Below are 17,151 nucleotides of genomic sequence, written 5' to 3'. Positions count from 1 at the left end.
AACAACTCTGACAACTCGGTCAAATAAAACGAATTACTTAAGGCCGAGCTTTTTAAGGAAAAAGACGGCTGGGCAAAAGCCCGTAAATGCACTTTGAATCAAATTCAGGCCTACAAATACGGTCAACCAAACAAAATTTTCGTGAACGTATTGGGTAAGAACTAGGGATAGCAACACCATGCTACCTGCCAAAATGCGAACTCCGTTTTCAATTGTCATAACAAGCACTCCTCGTTGTTGATAGGCATACCATACATACTTAAATTAGCAATGTCTAATAAAAATAACCCTAAATGTAAAATAACTAAATTAGAGTTGACTAATGTTCGTGTTTGCGTAAGATTTAAACCAATGCAGGGGAGGTGGTTGTGATGAGCAATGACAAAATAATTGATTTAGAACAGATGAGAGAGAGCGCGGAAAGCGTTTCTGAGCTGTTAAAAATAGTCGCGCATCCTGAGCGATTGATGGTGTTGTGTCAGCTAACAAAAGGTGAAATCGGTGTTGGTGAGCTTCAGCAAAGCTCAACGTTGAGCCAATCCGCATTTTCACAGCATCTCACCGTCTTACGGAAACATGGTTTAGTCAAAGCGCGCAAAGCGTCTCAGCAAGTTTTTTATTCTTTAGCTGATCCCCGAATCGAAAAGTTGATCGGCAGTTTACAGTTTATTTTTTGTTCCTAATTTTGCGAGGAAGATATGACGTTTGTAGTACCTTGGGAGTCGTTGGCAGGAGGCATTTTACTTGGCATTTCTGCCTTAACCATGTTGTTGGTTAACGGCAAAGTGGCAGGGATTAGCGGTATTTTGACGGGATTACTCACCCCTAAATCAAGAGATTTTGCGTGGCGTTTGATGTTCGTCGTCGGCATGGTGAGTGGTGGTGTTCTGGCCGTGACTTTCGGTGCGGCGAGCGCATCGGTCGCGTTACCCACATCAGGCGTATTAATCGCTGCGGCTGGGTTGTTAGTGGGCATCGGCACACGTTTAGGAAATGGATGCACTAGTGGTCACGGGATCTGTGGCATTGGCCGTTTATCAAAACGCTCTATCGTCGCAACGGCGATTTTTATGGCGGTAGCTGCCATGACAGTTTTTGTTCGACTTCACTGGATTTCTTAAGCTAGGGCATGAATAAAATGAATAATTTTGTCTTTCGATTGACGTCATTAATGGCGGGTATTTTGTTTGGTTTGGGGATGGCGATTTCAGGCATGACGGACCCCAATAAAGTGATTGGTTTTCTCGATATCGCAGGTCAATGGGACCCAAGCCTCATGTTTGTGATGGGCGGTGCATTGGCGGTGTTCATGCCAGGTTACTTCTTGCTAATACGCAAACAACAGAAACCACTCAATGCTGAGACATTTTGCTTAGCCAGTCAGCAAACTATCGATAAACGTTTGGTCGCGGGCGCAACGATCTTTGGTATTGGTTGGGGATTGGCTGGAATTTGCCCTGGCCCTGCTGTGGCAAGTTTGGGGCTTGGTAACATTCAAATCGTGCTTTTCTTTGCAGCCATGATGGTGGGATTAGGTGTCACCAACTTACTGATTTGTTTTAAAAATGCGCGAGAAGTCAAAACAGAACTTGCATAACAAGACTATGCTGGCGTAAAGATCAAGGGAGATTATCTATGCAATGGTTTAAACACTCAGCACTCGCAATGGGATTGCTTTCTGCTGTGCCAGCGATGGTGCACGCCGAAACCTACATCACCGAACTGAAGACAGTGGAGCAATCCGTTGTCTTTGATGGTGTTGTCCAGCCTGTCAATCAAGGTACTGTAGCAGCGCAAACCTCGGGTACAGTCGTAGCGTTGAATGTGGATGTTAACGACTTCGTCAAGCAAGGGACGGTGTTGTTGGAAATCAGTGCGGTGCAGCAGTCGGCGGCGCTGGATTCTGCTTTAGCCCAGTTGGCGAGTGCCAAAGCGCAAAACACGGAAGCTCAAGCTCAAGTAAAGCGCTTTCGTCAGTTGATGCCAAAAGGAGCCATCTCCCAAGATCAAATGGATGCAGCGGAATCTCGCGCCAGAAGTAGTGCGGCTGCGGTCAAATCTGCAGAAGCCGCTGTTGCGCAAGCGAAAGAATCTCTCGGTTACACAAGTGTCACTGCACCTTATGATGGCGTCGTGACTAAGCGCTTTGTTGAGTTAGGTGAAACGGTGGCTCCGGGCACACCTTTACTCAGTGGGTTCTCGTTACAGCAACTTCGTGTCGAAACACAGATCCCGCAGGATTATCGTGCTTATGTTAAAGAATCGACTCAGTTTGTAATTGATAACGGGGCAGGTGAACAGGTTTCACCAAGCTCTTTCAATCTTTTCCAATACGCAGACTCGGCTTCTCATAGTTTTCCGATTCGCTTAAACCTACCGGAAAATCAGGCAAATTTCGTTCCTGGTTCTTGGGTTAAAACTCGTTTTACCTATGGGCAAAGAGCACTTTTATTAGTACCTAAGCAAGCGGTGATCCGTCGTGCAGAACTGAGTGTGGTCTATCGGCTTGATGACAACAATAAACCCATCTTGAATCCGATCCGTTTAGGACAAGAGTTTGAGGATAGCTATGAAGTGCTCTCCGGCCTAGAAATCGGTGATCGAATTACCACGGACCTCATCAACGTCAAAGGTGAATAGTATGGATACACGACTCGGAATTTCGGGTCGCATTGCCGCGGCCTTCCAACATTCAGCCATGACACCTTTGCTCGCATTGGTAGGGTTATTGATGGGGTTATTTGCTGTTATTGTCACACCCAAAGAGGAAGAGCCACAAATAGATGTGACTTTTGCTGATGTGTATATCCCGTTTCCGGGCGCATCTCCTCAAGAAGTGGCCAGTTTGGTGACGACGCCCGCAGAGCAAGTGATCTCAGAAATTCAAGGCATCGATAAGATCTACTCCTTTTCTCAGCCAGATGGCGCGATGATCGTGGCCATCTTTGACGTTGGGGTCACGCGTAATGATGCCGTGGTGCGCATCTACAACAAACTCTATTCAAATAAAGACTGGATGCCACAAGGTGTTGGTGTAGGCGAACCCGTGATCAAACCTCGTGGTATCGAGGATGTGCCCATTGTCACTGTGACCTTGTCTGATAAATCAGGGCATTATACTGGCCAGCAACTAACGCAAATTGCTCACGGGCTTGAAACAGAGCTGAAAAGAATAGAGGGAACTCGCGATATCTACACTGTGGGCGCGCACTCCACTATTGTGGATGTGCGTCTAGACCCTGTAAAAATGAACGCTTACAGCATTAGTATTAGTCAGCTAAACCAAGTGTTGCCATCAGCGAATCGCCGCTCACCGATGCTTAGCTTAACTCATGATAATCAGCAGATACCGTTACAGATCGGTGAGTTTCTCACCCATGTTGACCAGATTAAGCAGTTGGTGGTGGGCGTGGCGAATGGCGCGCCAGTCTATTTCTCGGACATTGCTGACGTTGAACTTGGGGTAAACACGCCAACGCAAAATGTGTGGACTAGCGATAAGCAAGGCCTTTACCCAGCCGTGACATTGGCAATCGCGAAAAAGGGCGGCGAGAATGCGGTTGATGTTGCACAAACGATAGAAGATCGCCTAGAGGTTTTGAAAAATCAGTTGATTCCGCATGATGTTGATATCGCCATCACACGTGATTACGGAAAAACCGCAGCGGATAAAAGCAACACGCTGATAGGCAAACTTGCTTTTGCAACCACGGCCGTGGTGTTGTTGGTACTGCTGACGATGGGGTGGCGCGAAGCTCTGGTTGTGGGTATTGCCATTGTTGTGACCTTGATGATCACACTCTTTGCCTCTTGGGCTTGGGGATTCACGCTCAATCGTGTCTCTTTATTTGCCCTGATCTTCTCCATCGGCATTCTTGTGGATGACGCCATTGTGGTGGTTGAAAATATTCACCGTCATATGTCGATGGGTAAGAAAAAACTGGCAGAGTTGATCCCCGTAGCGGTGGATGAAGTGGGTGGGCCAACGATATTGGCAACACTGACGGTTATCGCTGCGTTGCTGCCGATGGCGTTCGTTTCTGGCCTTATGGGGCCCTACATGAGCCCGATTCCGATTAATGCTTCAATGGGGATGTTGATTTCGTTAGCTGTGGCTTTTGTGGTTTCTCCTTGGTTATCGGGTAAATTGCTGAAATCGGGACATCACGAAGAGTCGCACAAAGCCGATTCTATCTTCCATAAAATCATGTCGCCGTTTATTACCGCCAGAGCGCAAGGGCGCAATCGCTTCTTGTTATTGCTCGGTATTGTCGGGCTGATTGCTGCATCGGTGGCGTTGCCAGTGATGCAGGCGGTGGTGTTGAAAATGTTGCCATTTGACAATAAGTCTGAGTTCCAAGTGGTGCTCGATATGCCGGAAGGCAGCTCGTTGGAGAAAACACAACGTGTGCTCTTTGAAATGGCGCAAAGTCTTAATGACGTGCCTGAAGTGAGCGATTATCAGATCTACGTCGGTAGCGCAGCGCCAATCAACTTTAACGGTTTGGTGCGTCACTACTTCTTACGCAATCAAGCTCATCAGGGGGACATTCAAGTGAACTTGTTGGATCGCCGTGAGCGAGAGAGAGACAGCCACGAGATTGCCAGTTCAGTGCGTCCAATGCTTAACCAGATTGCCAGCCAGTTTGGTGGTAAAGTGAAAGTGGTGGAAGTGCCGCCGGGGCCACCCGTTTGGTCGCCCATTTTGGCTGAGGTGTATGCGCCTACGGCAGAATTGCGTGCAGAGGCTGCGCGCCAAGTCAGAGACATTTTCCGAGAAACGCAAGATATCGTCGATGTCGATATGTATTTGCCTGAAATTCATCAAAAATGGCAAGTGGTGATCGACCGAAGTAAATCGGCCAATTTAATGGTGCCCTATAGTGACATCGTTGATGCTTTGGCGACGGCAGTCGGTGCTAAGCCAATAACTTATCTGCACGCTGAACACAGCAAGTATCCAATCCCCGTGATGATTCAAGCGAATGAAAGTGCGAAAGTGCGCCTTGAGCAAGTGTTAAACATGCAGGTCGTTAGTCAAACGGGAAACCGATACCCATTGTCTGAGCTCGTGAGCATTCGTCAAACCAAAATGGAAGACTATATCGTGCACAAAAACCTTGTGCCTATGGTCATGGTGGTGGCGGATATGACTGGGGAAACGGACAGTCCGCTCTACGGTATGGCGGCTTTATCAGGAACCTTGTCTGAGCGTATGCCGCTGGAGCAATACTTCATTCATCAGCCAGATGGCCTGCAGGGAATTTCCATCATGTGGGATGGCGAGTGGACCATCACTTATGAAACCTTCCGCGATATGGGGATCGCCTATGCCGTCGGTATGGTGCTTATCTACTTGCTTGTGGTGGCACAGTTTAAATCCTACTTAGTGCCATTGATCATCATGGCACCCATTCCACTGACCATTATTGGTGTGATGCCTGGGCATGCTTTGTTGGGCGCGCAATTTACCGCAACCTCGATGATCGGCATGATCGCTCTTGCGGGGATTATCGTGCGAAACTCCATTTTGCTGGTGGATTTTATTAACCAGCAAGTGGAAGAAGGGGTTGAGTTTGCGGAAGCGGTGATGCAATCGGCAGCGGTTCGGGCGAAACCGATTATGCTTACCGCGTTGGCTGCGATGATTGGAGCGGTGTTTATCCTTGATGATCCCATTTTCAATGGTCTGGCAATCAGCTTAATCTTTGGTATCTTCGTCTCGACGATTCTTACCTTGATTGTGATTCCTGTGCTCTACTACGCGGCAATGAAAAAGCGCTTTGTCTAGGTGTTTGCGTGCGAACGAAATTTAATCGTTGAAGTGCAACAGAGCTGAGCAATCAACGAACGAGAGCCCCGACGTCGGGGCTCGTCTCTTTATTTCCAATTTCTTTATCTCTCATTTTTTCTCTATTTCTTTCTCTTTCTCTTGCTCATCAAGACGATGCTCTAAGGTAAGGTCACTGTGGTTGAGACAGGGCAGTGATCGCTCAATTGATACTTCAACACATCGTTGCTGGTAAACAACTTCTGTTCTGCTTGTGAGGCACTTAAACCTTCGCTGACGATGATGTGGTCGATAAGTGAACGAAAAGAATGAACCTTATTGGGTTGTTTTTTGGAGCGAACCTTACAGTTTGCTTTGGTGTCTTCCGTCAACAAATGAATTTTGCCGGCACTGGTGAGTTCATTCATCAGCCAGTCATTACGATAAGCAAGGTTATGGTTGAAGTCACCAAGGACAAGATAGGTTTGTTTGTTGCTCTGCCTTTGGCTAATCCATTGGCCCAGTGCTTGGCTTTCAAGTCGGAGTGTTCGACAAGCATCATTGCCTTTATAGGCTCCACTACACCCGGCCTTGAGATGAACGTTTAACACATGTAGCTCATTTGAGGTGTTACCAATAATGACGTATGAGGCAAAGCGCAACTTACTGTTGCCTTTGTTGAGTTGGATGTCACCGACGTCGCGAAAAGGAATGCCTTTCTTGATGGCAAATCCCGTGTATTGATTGATGTCATCGAATTGAAAACGCTGATAGCGCGGATTAGAGCGATCCGAAAACAAGATCTGATAGTTGGTTCCGACGACTTTTTTAATCGCGGCCAAGTCATTGACCTCCTGAAAGGCCAAAACATCGCTGTTGGTTTTTTGGAAGTACATTGCCAATTTGGCGAAATCTTCTTCATTACGGTGACTTTCTTTGACTCGTGCTGAAGGTGTGGATGAAAGCCATTCCATGTTCCAACTGGTGAATGTCATTGGTTGAGCAGCCAAAAGGGGCGTTGGCAAGAGTAAATAAACCAAGCCGGTGAAAAAGAGACCAAGCGTGTGCTTCAACATAAGTAAATATTCCCTGTGTTTTTAGGCAGCCTTTATCATACAAGACCTCCAAAAATTTCAAGTAGAAATCGCCACATTTTTGCAATTTTCATGGTTTTCTTTATATCTGAGATCTCAGCCAATAAGATCGATTTGATCTTAATCCATCATCTTATTTTGTTGATCGAAATCAATACTTTTGCCTAGTGCTTTTCGTTTAATACGCCACAATATATAGTGCCAGTCGGATAAAAAATAACCCTATATAGTGTGTTTGTGGATAACTCTGTGAGTATGCTTAGGGTAAGGAGAATAAAGTGAAACCAATCGTAATCAAGCGTGATGGCTCAAGGGCTCCGTTTAGCAGGGATCGCATTCAGGCAGCAGTTGAAGCCGCCGCGGAAAACGTTGATAAAGAAATTGCTATTTATGCGCTCAATGTGGCGTTGGCAGTTGAGCTACAGCTAAAAGATCACGATGAAGTTCATATCCACGAAATCCAAACCCGCGTTGAAAACGAGTTGATGCAAGGCCCATACAAGTCTTTAGCTCGCGCGTACATTGAATATCGTCATGACCGTGATATTGCACGCGAGAAACAAAGCACCTTAACACGCGAAATCGAAGGCTTAATCGAAGAAAGCAACGTTGACTTGATCAACGAAAATGCCAACAAAGATGGCAAAGTGATTCCAACCCAACGTGACTTGCTTGCGGGTATTGTGGCGAAGCACTATGCCAAAACGCACATTTTGCCACGTGATGTGGTTCAAGCGCATGATGAAGGTGATATTCACTATCACGATCTCGATTACGCGCCGTTTTTCCCAATGTTTAACTGCATGCTGATTGACCTAAAAGGCATGCTGACTCACGGCTTTAAAATGGGTAATGCGGAAATTGACACGCCTAAGTCAATTTCAACCGCAACTGCGGTGACTGCGCAAATTATCGCGCAAGTGGCGAGCCACATTTATGGTGGTACCACCATCAATCGCATTGATGAGATCCTTGAGCCGTATGTTAACGCGAGTTACGAAAAGCACTTAAAAATTGCCCAAGAGTGGGATATCCATAATCCAGAAGGTTTTGCCATCGCACGAACTGAGAAAGAGTGTTACGACGCATTCCAATCTTTGGAGTACGAAGTGAATACGCTGCACACTGCAAATGGCCAAACACCATTTGTGACGTTTGGCTTTGGTTTGGGTACAAGTTGGGCATCGAAATTGATTCAACAATCCATTTTGAAAAACCGTATTGCGGGCCTTGGTAAAAACCGCAAGACAGCGGTATTCCCGAAACTGGTATTCGCCATTAAAGATGGTCTGAATCATAAACCAACCGATCCAAACTACGACATCAAACAATTGGCGTTAGAGTGTGCTTCTAAGCGTATGTATCCAGATATCTTGAACTACGACAAAGTGGTTGAGATCACCGGTTCATTCAAAACGCCAATGGGCTGCCGTAGCTTCCTAGGTACCTACGAAGAGAATGGCGAGCTGATTCACGAAGGTCGTAACAACCTTGGTGTGGTAAGCCTTAACTTGCCAAGAATTGCACTAAAAGCAAATGGTGATGAAGAGAAGTTCTATGCGCTATTGGATGAAAAACTGAAGCTAGCTCGTCGAGCTCTCGAAACGCGCATTAGCCGCTTAGAGAATGTTAAAGCTCGTGTAGCACCAATTCTATACATGGAAGGTGCTTGTGGTGTGCGTCTGAAAGCCGATCAACCTATCGCGGATATTTTCAAACATGGGCGTGCGTCCATTTCGTTAGGTTACATCGGTATTCACGAAACCATTAACGCGCTGTTTGGTAATCAAACTCATGTTTACGATGACAACGAATTGCGTGAGAAAGCGTTGAACATCGTTAAACGCATGAAGAAAGCGGTAGAAGCGTGGTCGGAAGAAACGGGCTATGGCTTTAGCCTGTATGGCACGCCAAGTGAGAACCTCTGTAGTCGCTTCTGCCGAATCGACACCAAAGAATTTGGTGTGATTGAAGGCGTGACAGACAAAGGTTACTACACCAACAGCTTCCATTTGGATGTTGAAAAGAAAGTAAACCCATATGACAAGATCGACTTCGAGATGCCGTACCCTGAAATTTCGAGCGGTGGTTTTATCTGTTATGGCGAATTCCCTAACATGCAAAAGAACATCGAAGCGTTAGAAAATGTGTGGGATTACAGTTACAGCAAAGTGCCTTACTACGGTACCAATACGCCGATTGATGAGTGCTACGAGTGTGGTTATACCGGAGAGTTTGATTGTACGAGCAAAGGGTTTACCTGCCCGAAATGTGGCAACCATGACTCATCCAAGGTATCGGTCACTCGTCGTGTTTGCGGTTACTTAGGCAGTCCAGATGCGCGCCCATTTAACTTCGGTAAACAAGAAGAAGTGAAACGTCGCGTAAAACACCTGTAAATAACGCATTAGGTTTCATCCGTTATTCAATGAGCCAACCCCATCCGGTTGGTTCATTTTTTCCAGAGGTCAATATGAATTATCACCAGTATTATCCCGTCGATGTGGTTAATGGACCAGGTACGCGATGCACGCTGTTTGTTTCAGGCTGTGTTCATCAGTGTCGTGGTTGCTACAATCAATCGACGCAGCGTTTAGATTCTGGTGTGCCGTTTACCCAAGAAGCGGAAGATCAAATCATCGCGGATCTTAATGACACTCGTATCAAACGCCGTGGTTTATCGCTCTCTGGCGGGGATCCATTGCATCCTGCAAATGTGGCCGATATTTTGCGTTTGGTAAAGCGCGTCAAACAGGAATGCCCGGAGAAAGACATCTGGGTTTGGACGGGATACACTCTTGATGAGCTCGACGAAGCTCAACGACAAATACTGCCATACATCGACACATTGATAGACGGCAAGTTTGAGCAAGACAAAGCGGACCCAAGCTTGGAGTGGCGGGGAAGCGCGAATCAAATCATTCACTGCTTTAAGCTGTAAGTCAGGTCTAACCAGTCAACTAAGTGTTAAGATTCAACCACCTTGGCGGTTTAGGCTGACTCTTGAAGGCGCGAATTCGTTATGACTTTAATTTCTATTCGCGCTTACTTATATCGCTGACTACACTCTACGTATATTAATTCAAACATTTTCGCTCAGTTGGTTCTTTGGGGATGTATTTACTCAGGAGCCGCTGTCGCGGTCAGGTTTGAATATGAAAATTGCTAATAAGATTATCTTGGTCTCAACAGCGTTATGCGCACTGGGCGTCATATTTACTGGTGCTATAGTTGGTTTAAAATCTGCAGCCCTTTCTGAACAAGCACTTATCACACGAGCGTCGCAACAACTGGTGTCCGTACGCGAAATTAAGAAAAGTGAAATTGAGAGCTACTTTGAGCAAATTCACTATCAAGTCGAAACCTTAGCGGATGACATTGCTACTAAAGACGCAATGAAAGCCTTTACTCAAGCGTTTCAAACGTATCCTTCTCAACAGATCGCATCGCAAGACGTCAATGCTTTGCGTAATTACTACAGCAATCAATTTGGGCAAAAGTACCGAGAGCTTAATGAAGGGGCAGCTGCCAATGAAATTAGTATGCTTGATCAAATTGGTGAGGTGGGTAAAGCACTTCAAGCGCGATACATTGCGATCAATCCGAATCCACTTGGCGAAAAACACCAATATCTCAGTGATACGCTAGGCACTACTTACGATCAAATTCACGCCAAATATCACCCTTCCATCAAACACTTTTTAGAAGCTTTTGGCTATTACGACATCTTTTTCGTCGATAACGATGGCAATGTGGTTTATTCCGTCTTTAAAGAGTTGGATTTTGCCACCAATCTTAAGCAAGGGCCTTATTCGAACACTGGTATTGCAGAAGCTTACAGAAAAGCGGCGGCTTTGAATAAAGATCAATACTACCTTGATGACTTCAAACCGTATTATCCCTCGTATGAAGCGGCCGCCTCATTTATAGCCACACCAATAATGGAAGGTGACTCGCGCTTGGGTGTGCTGATTTTCCAAATGCCGGTGGATGTGATCAATAACATCATGACCTTCAAGGGAAATTGGGCTGCATCGGGTTTGGGTGAGAGTGGCGAAAGCTATCTCATTGGCCCGGACAAAAAAATGCGTAGCCAGTCTCGCTTTCTGTTGGAAGCGCCTGACGACTATTTGGCTGTAATGAAATCGGCGGGTGTTTCGCCGCAGCTGCTGGCACAGATTGCCAGCAAAGGCTCGACCATCGGTCGACAAGAAATCGACGGTGATGCCGCACGTAACGCGTTAATGGGCAGGTCGGGATTTGAGATCATCGACGACTATCGCGGGGTGCAAGTCATGTCTGCGTACAGTCCGGTTACCGTTGCCGGTTTGAAGTGGGCAATATTGACCGAAATTGACTACGACGAAGCACTCCAGGATTTAGCGATATTGGAAGACTCGGTGAGAAACACCGTTTTAATGAGTATTGTGGGGATCATTGTCGTTTCAGTGCTGCTTTCTTATGTGTTAGGTAACAGTATCTCTCGGCCTATTCGCCTTGCTTGTGAAAAAGTTGAGCGCATTTGTGGTAATAACGACTTAACTGAGCGACTTGATGTCCAAGGCAAAGACGAGGTCACTGAGCTTTCCGCGTCACTCAACCACTTGTTCTCGCACCTACAGCAAATGATCGGCCAGTTTTCCAGCGCAACGGATACGTTGAGCAACAACTCCCTCAATATAACCAACAATATGCAAGCAACACGTCAGGCGGTTGCCGAGCAAAACGCGAAATCCGATTCAGTGGCCACCGCAGTCAACGAAATGAGTGCGTCGATTGCAGAAGTGGCGCAGTTTGCCAATCGCGCCGCCGATTATGTTAAAGGGGCGAATGAGCAAGGCGTGAAAGGTGTACAGGTTGGCAACGACTTGGGGGAAGAGATCGGTAAATTGCATGACGAGATGCAGGTAGCCGTCGAAGCCATTGGTCGATTAAGAAATGAAAGTGCTTCGATTGCTGAGGTGCTCGATGTGATTCAAGGTATTGCGGAGCAAACCAACTTGCTCGCTCTGAATGCGGCAATTGAAGCAGCGAGAGCGGGCGAACAAGGGCGAGGTTTTGCAGTCGTCGCTGATGAAGTACGTTCGTTGGCTGGTCGGACTCAATCTTCGACAGAAGAGATCCGTCAAAAAATCGATGCGTTACAACGTGAAACAAACAGCGTGTCGCAGTGTATCGATAATGCCAACAAAACCGTCTCGCGTGGGGTTTCAACCTGTAAAACAAACACCGAGATGATTGAACAGCTTGTCTCAATGTTAGAAGAAATGAACGAGATGAATATCCAAATTGCGGCGGCAACTGAGGAGCAACGAGCGGTCACAGAAGACATCAGCAGCAGTATTACCTCGATCGCCGATGCTTCGGTTTCCGTCAATGAAAAAGTGACTCAGGTGGATGATGTGTCACGTCAACTTGCTGATGAAGCCAAAGGGCTGAGTCAGGAAATGTCGAAGTTCCGTTTTTAGAGACGCCTTCTACAGAGAGAGAATTCGACACGGAATAAAACGCTATCGGTGAGTGCCTGGAAGGCAAAGGTGCGCTTGCTGATAGCGTTTTATTCTTTAATTACCGTCGTCAGAAAAAATATGTTTCGAAGTTAGACGCTTTGATGTTAAGTTTTATCGCACTATCTGGAGATAACTCCGTAACTTGAATTTCAAAGGGTTGTGACTTTCATGTTCTCTCAATTACCAACACCAGCTTTAGATCCTATTCTTTCTCTAACCGTTGCTTTTCGTAACGATCCGCGTGACCAAAAAGTAGACCTTGGCATTGGCGTATACAAAAACAACAAAGGCGAAACGCCAATCATGCGTGCGGTGTCCCAAGCGCAAAAAATCGTTGCTGATACACAGACAACCAAGTCGTACGTCGGCCTAGCGGGATGCGAAGAGTTTAACCAATCGATGGTGAATTTATTGCTTGCGGGTACTTCCGTACTTGACCGAGTGAGTGCGATTCAAACACCGGGAGCCAGTGGCGCACTGCGTATGCTCGGAGATTTGATGAAAGTGGCACAGCCAGACACCACCGTTTGGATCTCTAACCCTAGTTATGTGAACCATAAGCCAGTGATGGAAGCTGCCGGGTTGAAAGTGCGTTATTACCGCTACTTCAGCCCAGAAACAAAGCAAGTCGACATCGGCCAGATGTTAGATGATCTTGCTACTGCAGGTCCAAAGGATGTCGTACTGCTTCATGGTTGTTGTCACAACCCAACGGGAGCAGACATTGATTTTGCTGCTTGGCAAGCCATCACCGATTTGGCAGTAAAGAACGGTTTCACACCCTTTGTTGATATTGCCTACCAAGGCTTTGGTGATGGCCTTGAAGAAGACGCAAAAGGGCTGCAGTTCATGGCTGACCGTGTTGAAGAAATGCTGATTACCACTTCATGTTCGAAGAATTTTGGTCTTTACCGTGAACGTACTGGCGCGGCCATTGTGATTGGCAAAAACGCAAAAGAATCATCAAACGCGAAAGGTAAGTTGCTGACACTCGCACGTTCAACTTACACCATGCCGCCTGATCACGGTGCTGCATTGGTCAAAACAATCCTACAAAATGTCGAACTTACAACCACTTGGAAGCAAGAATTGTGTGAAATGCAGCAACGTTTGTTAAACCTGCGTCAAACTTTATGTAATGAATTGAGAAATCAACACAATACGTCACAATTCGACTTCATTGAAAGCCACAAGGGTATGTTTACTGTGCTAGGCTTTACACCTGAGCAAATGGGAACGCTACGAGATGAATATGGAATTTATGGTGTAGGTGACGGGCGAATTAACATCGCTGGCCTTACAGAAGCTCACATTCCATACGTGGCAGACGCGATAGTCAAAGTCTCACAACGTTAATGCAGGTGATTGGATGAAGAAATTGAAACTTATTTTGCCTTTACTACTTAGCGGCGGCTTAACTGCTTGTGCAGTGACACCAGCAACGGTAGATGCTTCAGCAGAAAATAAGTCGGAAATTAAAGAAGAACCAGTAAAGCAGACAAAGCCTCAGCCCAAACCAGAGCGCCCAGTGCTTGAACTTAAAGCCCATAAAACATCTGACGGGAAGTTGATTCTTGGTGAAGAAGAGTGGGTGTACGTTCCGGGGTTAAATGAGGTGTTTAAGTCTCGAATTGATACTGGAGCAACAACTTCATCCATCAGTGCGGTTGATTTGGTTGAGTTTGAGCGTGATGGCAAAGATTGGGTTAAGTTCAAAATCGAGCATGATGGCATCAATAGTAACGAAATCGCGTTACCTGTTGAACGCTGGGTTCACATTCGCCAATCCAGTGCGGAAGGAACGCAAAAGCGCGCTGTCGTGCTAGCTTGGATTCAAATTGGTGATCTCAAAGAAAAAACCGAGTTCACGCTAACCGACAGAACGCATTTAACTTTCCCTGTATTGTTAGGGCGTAGCTTCTTCAAAGACGTCGCAATTGTCGATGTTTCACAGAAATACGTTCAAGATAAGCCGACAACGAAGTAGCGAAAAGCGAACACGATAAGTACTACGAACAAAGGGCCAATTTGGCCCTTTGTTTTTGCTTAACGCTTGTTATGTGTAGCTTCTAAAAAGAAACTAGAAACTAGAAACTAGGCGATAGCAGCGAGGGAGTTAGAACATAAAGTTGACCGACATTAGGATCTGATGTCCATAAGTGCCGTTATTACGAAGGTCTGCCCCGATAGAAAGTTGTTGAGTTGAATGGAATCGAGCGCCAATACCGACAATAGAGTTGTTACTGTCATTGGAGATCAATTGCCCCAATCGTCCATGAACTTCGACATTTTGCATCAACCAAACACGAGCACCAATGTTAACTTCGGTTTTCCATTCATCACCGATTTTATCGCTCGATCTGTTTTTAATGTTGTGAATCAGCATTTGGCCATAAATATCGGCAAATTGCCCCATAGGACCATTAAAACCAATACCACCAGCAAGATCCCAGTCCCCACTAAATTCACTGTCAAAGCGTCCGACAAAGTGTGTATTTTCCGTGAAGTAAGTGTTGAACTCCGCACCGAAAGTGCCTGGGCTTGACCCCATACGCACCTCAAACATGTTGTAGTTGAAGTTGTTTGCACTTGCTGTTATTGGGAGCAAAGTACATACACCCAACAAGGTTGTTTTGAGAGCTTTACCTAGCATGAGATCTCCAAAGCCAAAAAATTAACGCCCGTATTTTACAAAAAAAGCCTGCAAATAGCAGGCCAAACTTAAAAATAATATGACGTAAATGAGTGTATTAAGCGAAAAAGCAGCGTACTCGTACCACTCTGGCTATTTGGTGTGTTAAAGCAGCGTCAAACTATCGACTTCAATCTCAGGGGTATTGCCGCCCTCAAACTCACCAAACAAGCGCAGGCGTGTATTGCTGTTAATGGTTTGTGTAAAACGAATATCGTCATCGAGCTCTACTTGAATCTCGGCGCTGCCATCGGTGAAAATATAGGTATCTTTATTGAGTTGGCGGACCAACGTTCCTTCAACGACGACATCTTTCTCCGTAAACATATTTGAATCTTTCAGCAGTTCGGAAACGACCGATACATTCACCGGACCGTCAAAACTGATACCTTGTACCGTTGAAGAGTTGTTGGCGAGCGCGATGGCTGGTGTGGTTGTCAAAGCAGCGATTGCGATAATAAGTGTTTTGTTCATGTTCTTTTCCTATGTTTAACCGAGGTTGTTTCGATAAGGGTATTAGAACAAAACAGATTTGAATGATTGCTTAGCGCTTGATTCATATTGGATTCATTTTCTAAAGTGTCAAAAAAGGCTAAAATAGGCCTCCCTTGAATAGCGACGATAAAAAATGGAAGCAAAAGTAACCACGCTCATGGTGCAAGGCACTACCTCTGATGCGGGAAAAAGCGTATTGGTGGCAGGTCTCTGCCGCGTATTGGCTCGTAAAGGCGTAAACGTTGCCCCTTTCAAACCACAAAATATGGCCCTCAATAGTGCGGTGACGAAAGAAGGTGGTGAAATAGGTCGAGCTCAGGCGGTTCAAGCGCAAGCGTGTCGCATTGAGCCGAGCGTTCACATGAATCCGGTTTTGATCAAACCCAATAGCGATACTGGCGCACAGATTATTTTGCAAGGTAAGGCATTGACCAATATGGATGCCTATGGCTTCCACAATTACAAAAAAGTGGCGATGGATACGGTGATGGACTCTTTCGCTCGTTTAAAAGATGAATATCAAGCCATCATGATCGAAGGGGCCGGCAGTCCTGCTGAAATCAATTTGCGTCAGAATGACATAGCCAACATGGGTTTTGCCGAAGAAGCCGATGTCCCAGTGATTATCGTCGCTGATATCGATCGCGGTGGCGTTTTCGCACACCTTTATGGCACCTTGGCATTGCTCTCTCCATCGGAACAAGCGCGAGTGAAGGGATTCGTTATCAACCGTTTTCGCGGTGACATTAAGTTGCTTGAATCGGGGCTCGATTGGCTCGAAGAGAAAACAGGTAAGCCCGTCATTGGCGTTCTGCCATTTCTTCATGGATTGAATCTCGAGGCAGAAGATGCGATTACCTCACAACAAGAGTTGTCTGGTGAGGTTAAGCTAAAAGTCGTGGTTCCTGTGCTGACGAGGATTAGCAATCATACGGATTTTGATGTGCTCAGACTGCATCCCCAAATTGACTTGCGTTACGTGGGCAAAGGAGAGCGATTAGAGCACGCGGATTTGATCATCTTGCCCGGTTCCAAATCAGTGCGTGACGATCTTCGATACCTTCGAGAACAAGGTTGGGACAAGGATATTCTAAGACATTTGCGCTTTGGTGGTAAGGTGTTAGGGATCTGTGGTGGCTACCAAATGTTAGGGGAGTCGATCAGCGATCCGTTTGGTGTGGAAGGTGAACCCGGCGAAAGCGTAGGGCTCGGACTCTTAAAAACGCGCACGGAACTTACCCAAGATAAGTGTTTGATTAACACTAAAGGGCAGTTATCACTAAACGGAAAACACGTTAACGTGACTGGCTATGAGATACACGTTGGGCGATCGCAAGTGAATGAATATCAACCGATCACCAACGATGATGGCCAGCTTGAAGGCGCACTAAGCGAATGCGGGCAGATCATGGGCAGTTATCTACATGGTTTCTTAGACTCCGAAGCCGTATTAGAGCTGATTTGTGAGTGGGTCAATGGAGTGCGAATCAAGGCTCAGAATCACCAACAACTTAAGGAGCAGGCGATAGACCGAATCGCCGATGCCATTGAAGAACATTTGGACCTGAGTCAATTGGGCATATAGAGAGC

15 protein-coding genes are annotated in these 17,151 nt (G+C 46.2%); 11 read left to right on the top strand and 4 right to left on the bottom strand.

The window, feature by feature from the left end; all coding sequences use genetic code 11:
* Positions 1–33: 33 nt before the first annotated feature.
* Entirely contained in the window at positions 34–219 is a 186-nt protein-coding gene (locus tag VV1_RS16765) for a YgaP family membrane protein (RefSeq protein WP_011081305.1), read from the bottom strand.
* 152 nt (positions 220–371) lie between these two features.
* Between VV1_RS16765 and VV1_RS16760 the strand changes: the two genes are divergently transcribed.
* From VV1_RS16760 to VV1_RS16740, 5 genes are all read left to right on the top strand, one after another.
* Positions 372–683 (top strand): ArsR/SmtB family transcription factor, encoded by a 312-nt coding sequence (locus tag VV1_RS16760; protein ID WP_015727962.1) that lies wholly within the window; start codon positions 372–374, stop codon positions 681–683.
* A 15-nt stretch (positions 684–698) separates the two neighbouring features.
* On the top strand, positions 699–1,121 hold the full coding sequence (locus VV1_RS16755; RefSeq protein ID WP_011081303.1) for a YeeE/YedE family protein: 423 nt from the start codon (positions 699–701) through the stop codon (positions 1,119–1,121).
* A gap of 8 nt (positions 1,122–1,129) precedes the next feature.
* The gene (locus VV1_RS16750; protein ID WP_011081302.1) at positions 1,130–1,597 is read left to right on the top strand and encodes a YeeE/YedE family protein; all 468 of its coding nucleotides are present in this window, start codon (positions 1,130–1,132) and stop codon (positions 1,595–1,597) included.
* Positions 1,598–1,692: 95 nt separating this feature from the next.
* Complete coding sequence (locus VV1_RS16745; protein WP_243742172.1) at positions 1,693–2,640, top strand: efflux RND transporter periplasmic adaptor subunit; 948 nt, start codon at positions 1,693–1,695, stop codon at positions 2,638–2,640.
* 1 nt (position 2,641) lies between these two features.
* Positions 2,642–5,791 carry an efflux RND transporter permease subunit gene (locus tag VV1_RS16740; RefSeq protein ID WP_043921130.1) on the top strand — a complete coding sequence of 1,050 codons (3,150 nt, stop codon included), beginning with the start codon at positions 2,642–2,644 and terminating at the stop codon, positions 5,789–5,791.
* Between the two features lie 161 nt (positions 5,792–5,952).
* Here VV1_RS16740 and VV1_RS16735 read toward each other — a convergent pair whose 3' ends face one another.
* Positions 5,953–6,846, bottom strand: a complete 894-nt coding sequence (locus VV1_RS16735; RefSeq protein ID WP_011081299.1) for an endonuclease/exonuclease/phosphatase family protein — start codon at positions 6,844–6,846, stop codon at positions 5,953–5,955.
* A 296-nt stretch (positions 6,847–7,142) separates the two neighbouring features.
* On the opposite strand from VV1_RS16735, the gene nrdD reads away from it, so the two are divergent.
* The 5 genes from nrdD (at position 7,143) to VV1_RS16710 (ending at position 14,361) form a co-directional block, all read left to right on the top strand.
* Positions 7,143–9,263 carry an anaerobic ribonucleoside-triphosphate reductase gene (gene nrdD / locus VV1_RS16730; protein WP_011081298.1) on the top strand — a complete coding sequence of 707 codons (2,121 nt, stop codon included), beginning with the start codon at positions 7,143–7,145 and terminating at the stop codon, positions 9,261–9,263.
* A 74-nt stretch (positions 9,264–9,337) separates the two neighbouring features.
* Positions 9,338–9,805 (top strand): anaerobic ribonucleoside-triphosphate reductase-activating protein, encoded by a 468-nt coding sequence (gene nrdG / locus VV1_RS16725; RefSeq protein ID WP_011081297.1) that lies wholly within the window; start codon positions 9,338–9,340, stop codon positions 9,803–9,805.
* Positions 9,806–10,019: 214 nt separating this feature from the next.
* The gene (locus VV1_RS16720; RefSeq protein ID WP_011081296.1) at positions 10,020–12,332 is read left to right on the top strand and encodes a methyl-accepting chemotaxis protein; all 2,313 of its coding nucleotides are present in this window, start codon (positions 10,020–10,022) and stop codon (positions 12,330–12,332) included.
* A 210-nt stretch (positions 12,333–12,542) separates the two neighbouring features.
* Entirely contained in the window at positions 12,543–13,730 is a 1,188-nt protein-coding gene (locus VV1_RS16715; protein ID WP_011152202.1) for an amino acid aminotransferase, read from the top strand.
* Between the two features lie 13 nt (positions 13,731–13,743).
* Positions 13,744–14,361 (top strand): ATP-dependent zinc protease family protein, encoded by a 618-nt coding sequence (locus tag VV1_RS16710; RefSeq protein ID WP_011081294.1) that lies wholly within the window; start codon positions 13,744–13,746, stop codon positions 14,359–14,361.
* A gap of 129 nt (positions 14,362–14,490) precedes the next feature.
* On the opposite strand, the gene VV1_RS16705 is transcribed toward VV1_RS16710, so the two are convergent.
* Both VV1_RS16705 and VV1_RS16700 read right to left on the bottom strand, forming a co-directional pair.
* Positions 14,491–15,027: a hypothetical protein gene (locus VV1_RS16705; protein ID WP_011081293.1), complete on the bottom strand. Its 537-nt coding sequence runs from the start codon at positions 15,025–15,027 to the stop codon at positions 14,491–14,493.
* Between the two features lie 144 nt (positions 15,028–15,171).
* A complete protein-coding gene (locus tag VV1_RS16700; RefSeq protein WP_011081292.1) occupies positions 15,172–15,540 on the bottom strand; it encodes a YgiW/YdeI family stress tolerance OB fold protein in 369 nt (122 codons plus the stop codon).
* 154 nt (positions 15,541–15,694) lie between these two features.
* Between VV1_RS16700 and VV1_RS16695 the strand changes: the two genes are divergently transcribed.
* Positions 15,695–17,146: a cobyric acid synthase gene (locus tag VV1_RS16695; RefSeq protein ID WP_011081291.1), complete on the top strand. Its 1,452-nt coding sequence runs from the start codon at positions 15,695–15,697 to the stop codon at positions 17,144–17,146.
* The last annotated feature ends 5 nt before the right edge of the window (positions 17,147–17,151 follow it).

It is taken from the genome of Vibrio vulnificus CMCP6, from assembly GCF_000039765.1.
GTDB lineage: Bacteria > Pseudomonadota > Gammaproteobacteria > Enterobacterales > Vibrionaceae > Vibrio > Vibrio vulnificus_B.
The sequence above is the reverse complement of the archived record's forward strand: the minus strand, read 5'-3'. Positions and strand labels throughout refer to the sequence as shown.

What these genes read in the sequence shown, in the direction of transcription:
- VV1_RS16765 (WP_011081305.1), bottom strand. Translation starts at nt 219, where the DNA reads ATGACAATTGAAAACGGAGTTCGCATTTTGGCAGGTAGCATGGTGTTG.
- VV1_RS16760 (WP_015727962.1), top strand. Translation starts at nt 372, where the DNA reads ATGAGCAATGACAAAATAATTGATTTAGAACAGATGAGAGAGAGCGCG.
- VV1_RS16755 (WP_011081303.1), top strand. Translation starts at nt 699, where the DNA reads ATGACGTTTGTAGTACCTTGGGAGTCGTTGGCAGGAGGCATTTTACTT.
- VV1_RS16750 (WP_011081302.1), top strand. Translation starts at nt 1,130, where the DNA reads ATGAATAAAATGAATAATTTTGTCTTTCGATTGACGTCATTAATGGCG.
- VV1_RS16745 (WP_243742172.1), top strand. Translation starts at nt 1,693, where the DNA reads ATGGTGCACGCCGAAACCTACATCACCGAACTGAAGACAGTGGAGCAA.
- VV1_RS16740 (WP_043921130.1), top strand. Translation starts at nt 2,642, where the DNA reads ATGGATACACGACTCGGAATTTCGGGTCGCATTGCCGCGGCCTTCCAA.
- VV1_RS16735 (WP_011081299.1), bottom strand. Translation starts at nt 6,846, where the DNA reads ATGTTGAAGCACACGCTTGGTCTCTTTTTCACCGGCTTGGTTTATTTA.
- nrdG (WP_011081297.1), top strand. Translation starts at nt 9,338, where the DNA reads ATGAATTATCACCAGTATTATCCCGTCGATGTGGTTAATGGACCAGGT.
- VV1_RS16720 (WP_011081296.1), top strand. Translation starts at nt 10,020, where the DNA reads ATGAAAATTGCTAATAAGATTATCTTGGTCTCAACAGCGTTATGCGCA.
- VV1_RS16715 (WP_011152202.1), top strand. Translation starts at nt 12,543, where the DNA reads ATGTTCTCTCAATTACCAACACCAGCTTTAGATCCTATTCTTTCTCTA.
- VV1_RS16710 (WP_011081294.1), top strand. Translation starts at nt 13,744, where the DNA reads ATGAAGAAATTGAAACTTATTTTGCCTTTACTACTTAGCGGCGGCTTA.
- VV1_RS16705 (WP_011081293.1), bottom strand. Translation starts at nt 15,027, where the DNA reads ATGCTAGGTAAAGCTCTCAAAACAACCTTGTTGGGTGTATGTACTTTG.
- VV1_RS16700 (WP_011081292.1), bottom strand. Translation starts at nt 15,540, where the DNA reads ATGAACAAAACACTTATTATCGCAATCGCTGCTTTGACAACCACACCA.
- VV1_RS16695 (WP_011081291.1), top strand. Translation starts at nt 15,695, where the DNA reads ATGGAAGCAAAAGTAACCACGCTCATGGTGCAAGGCACTACCTCTGAT.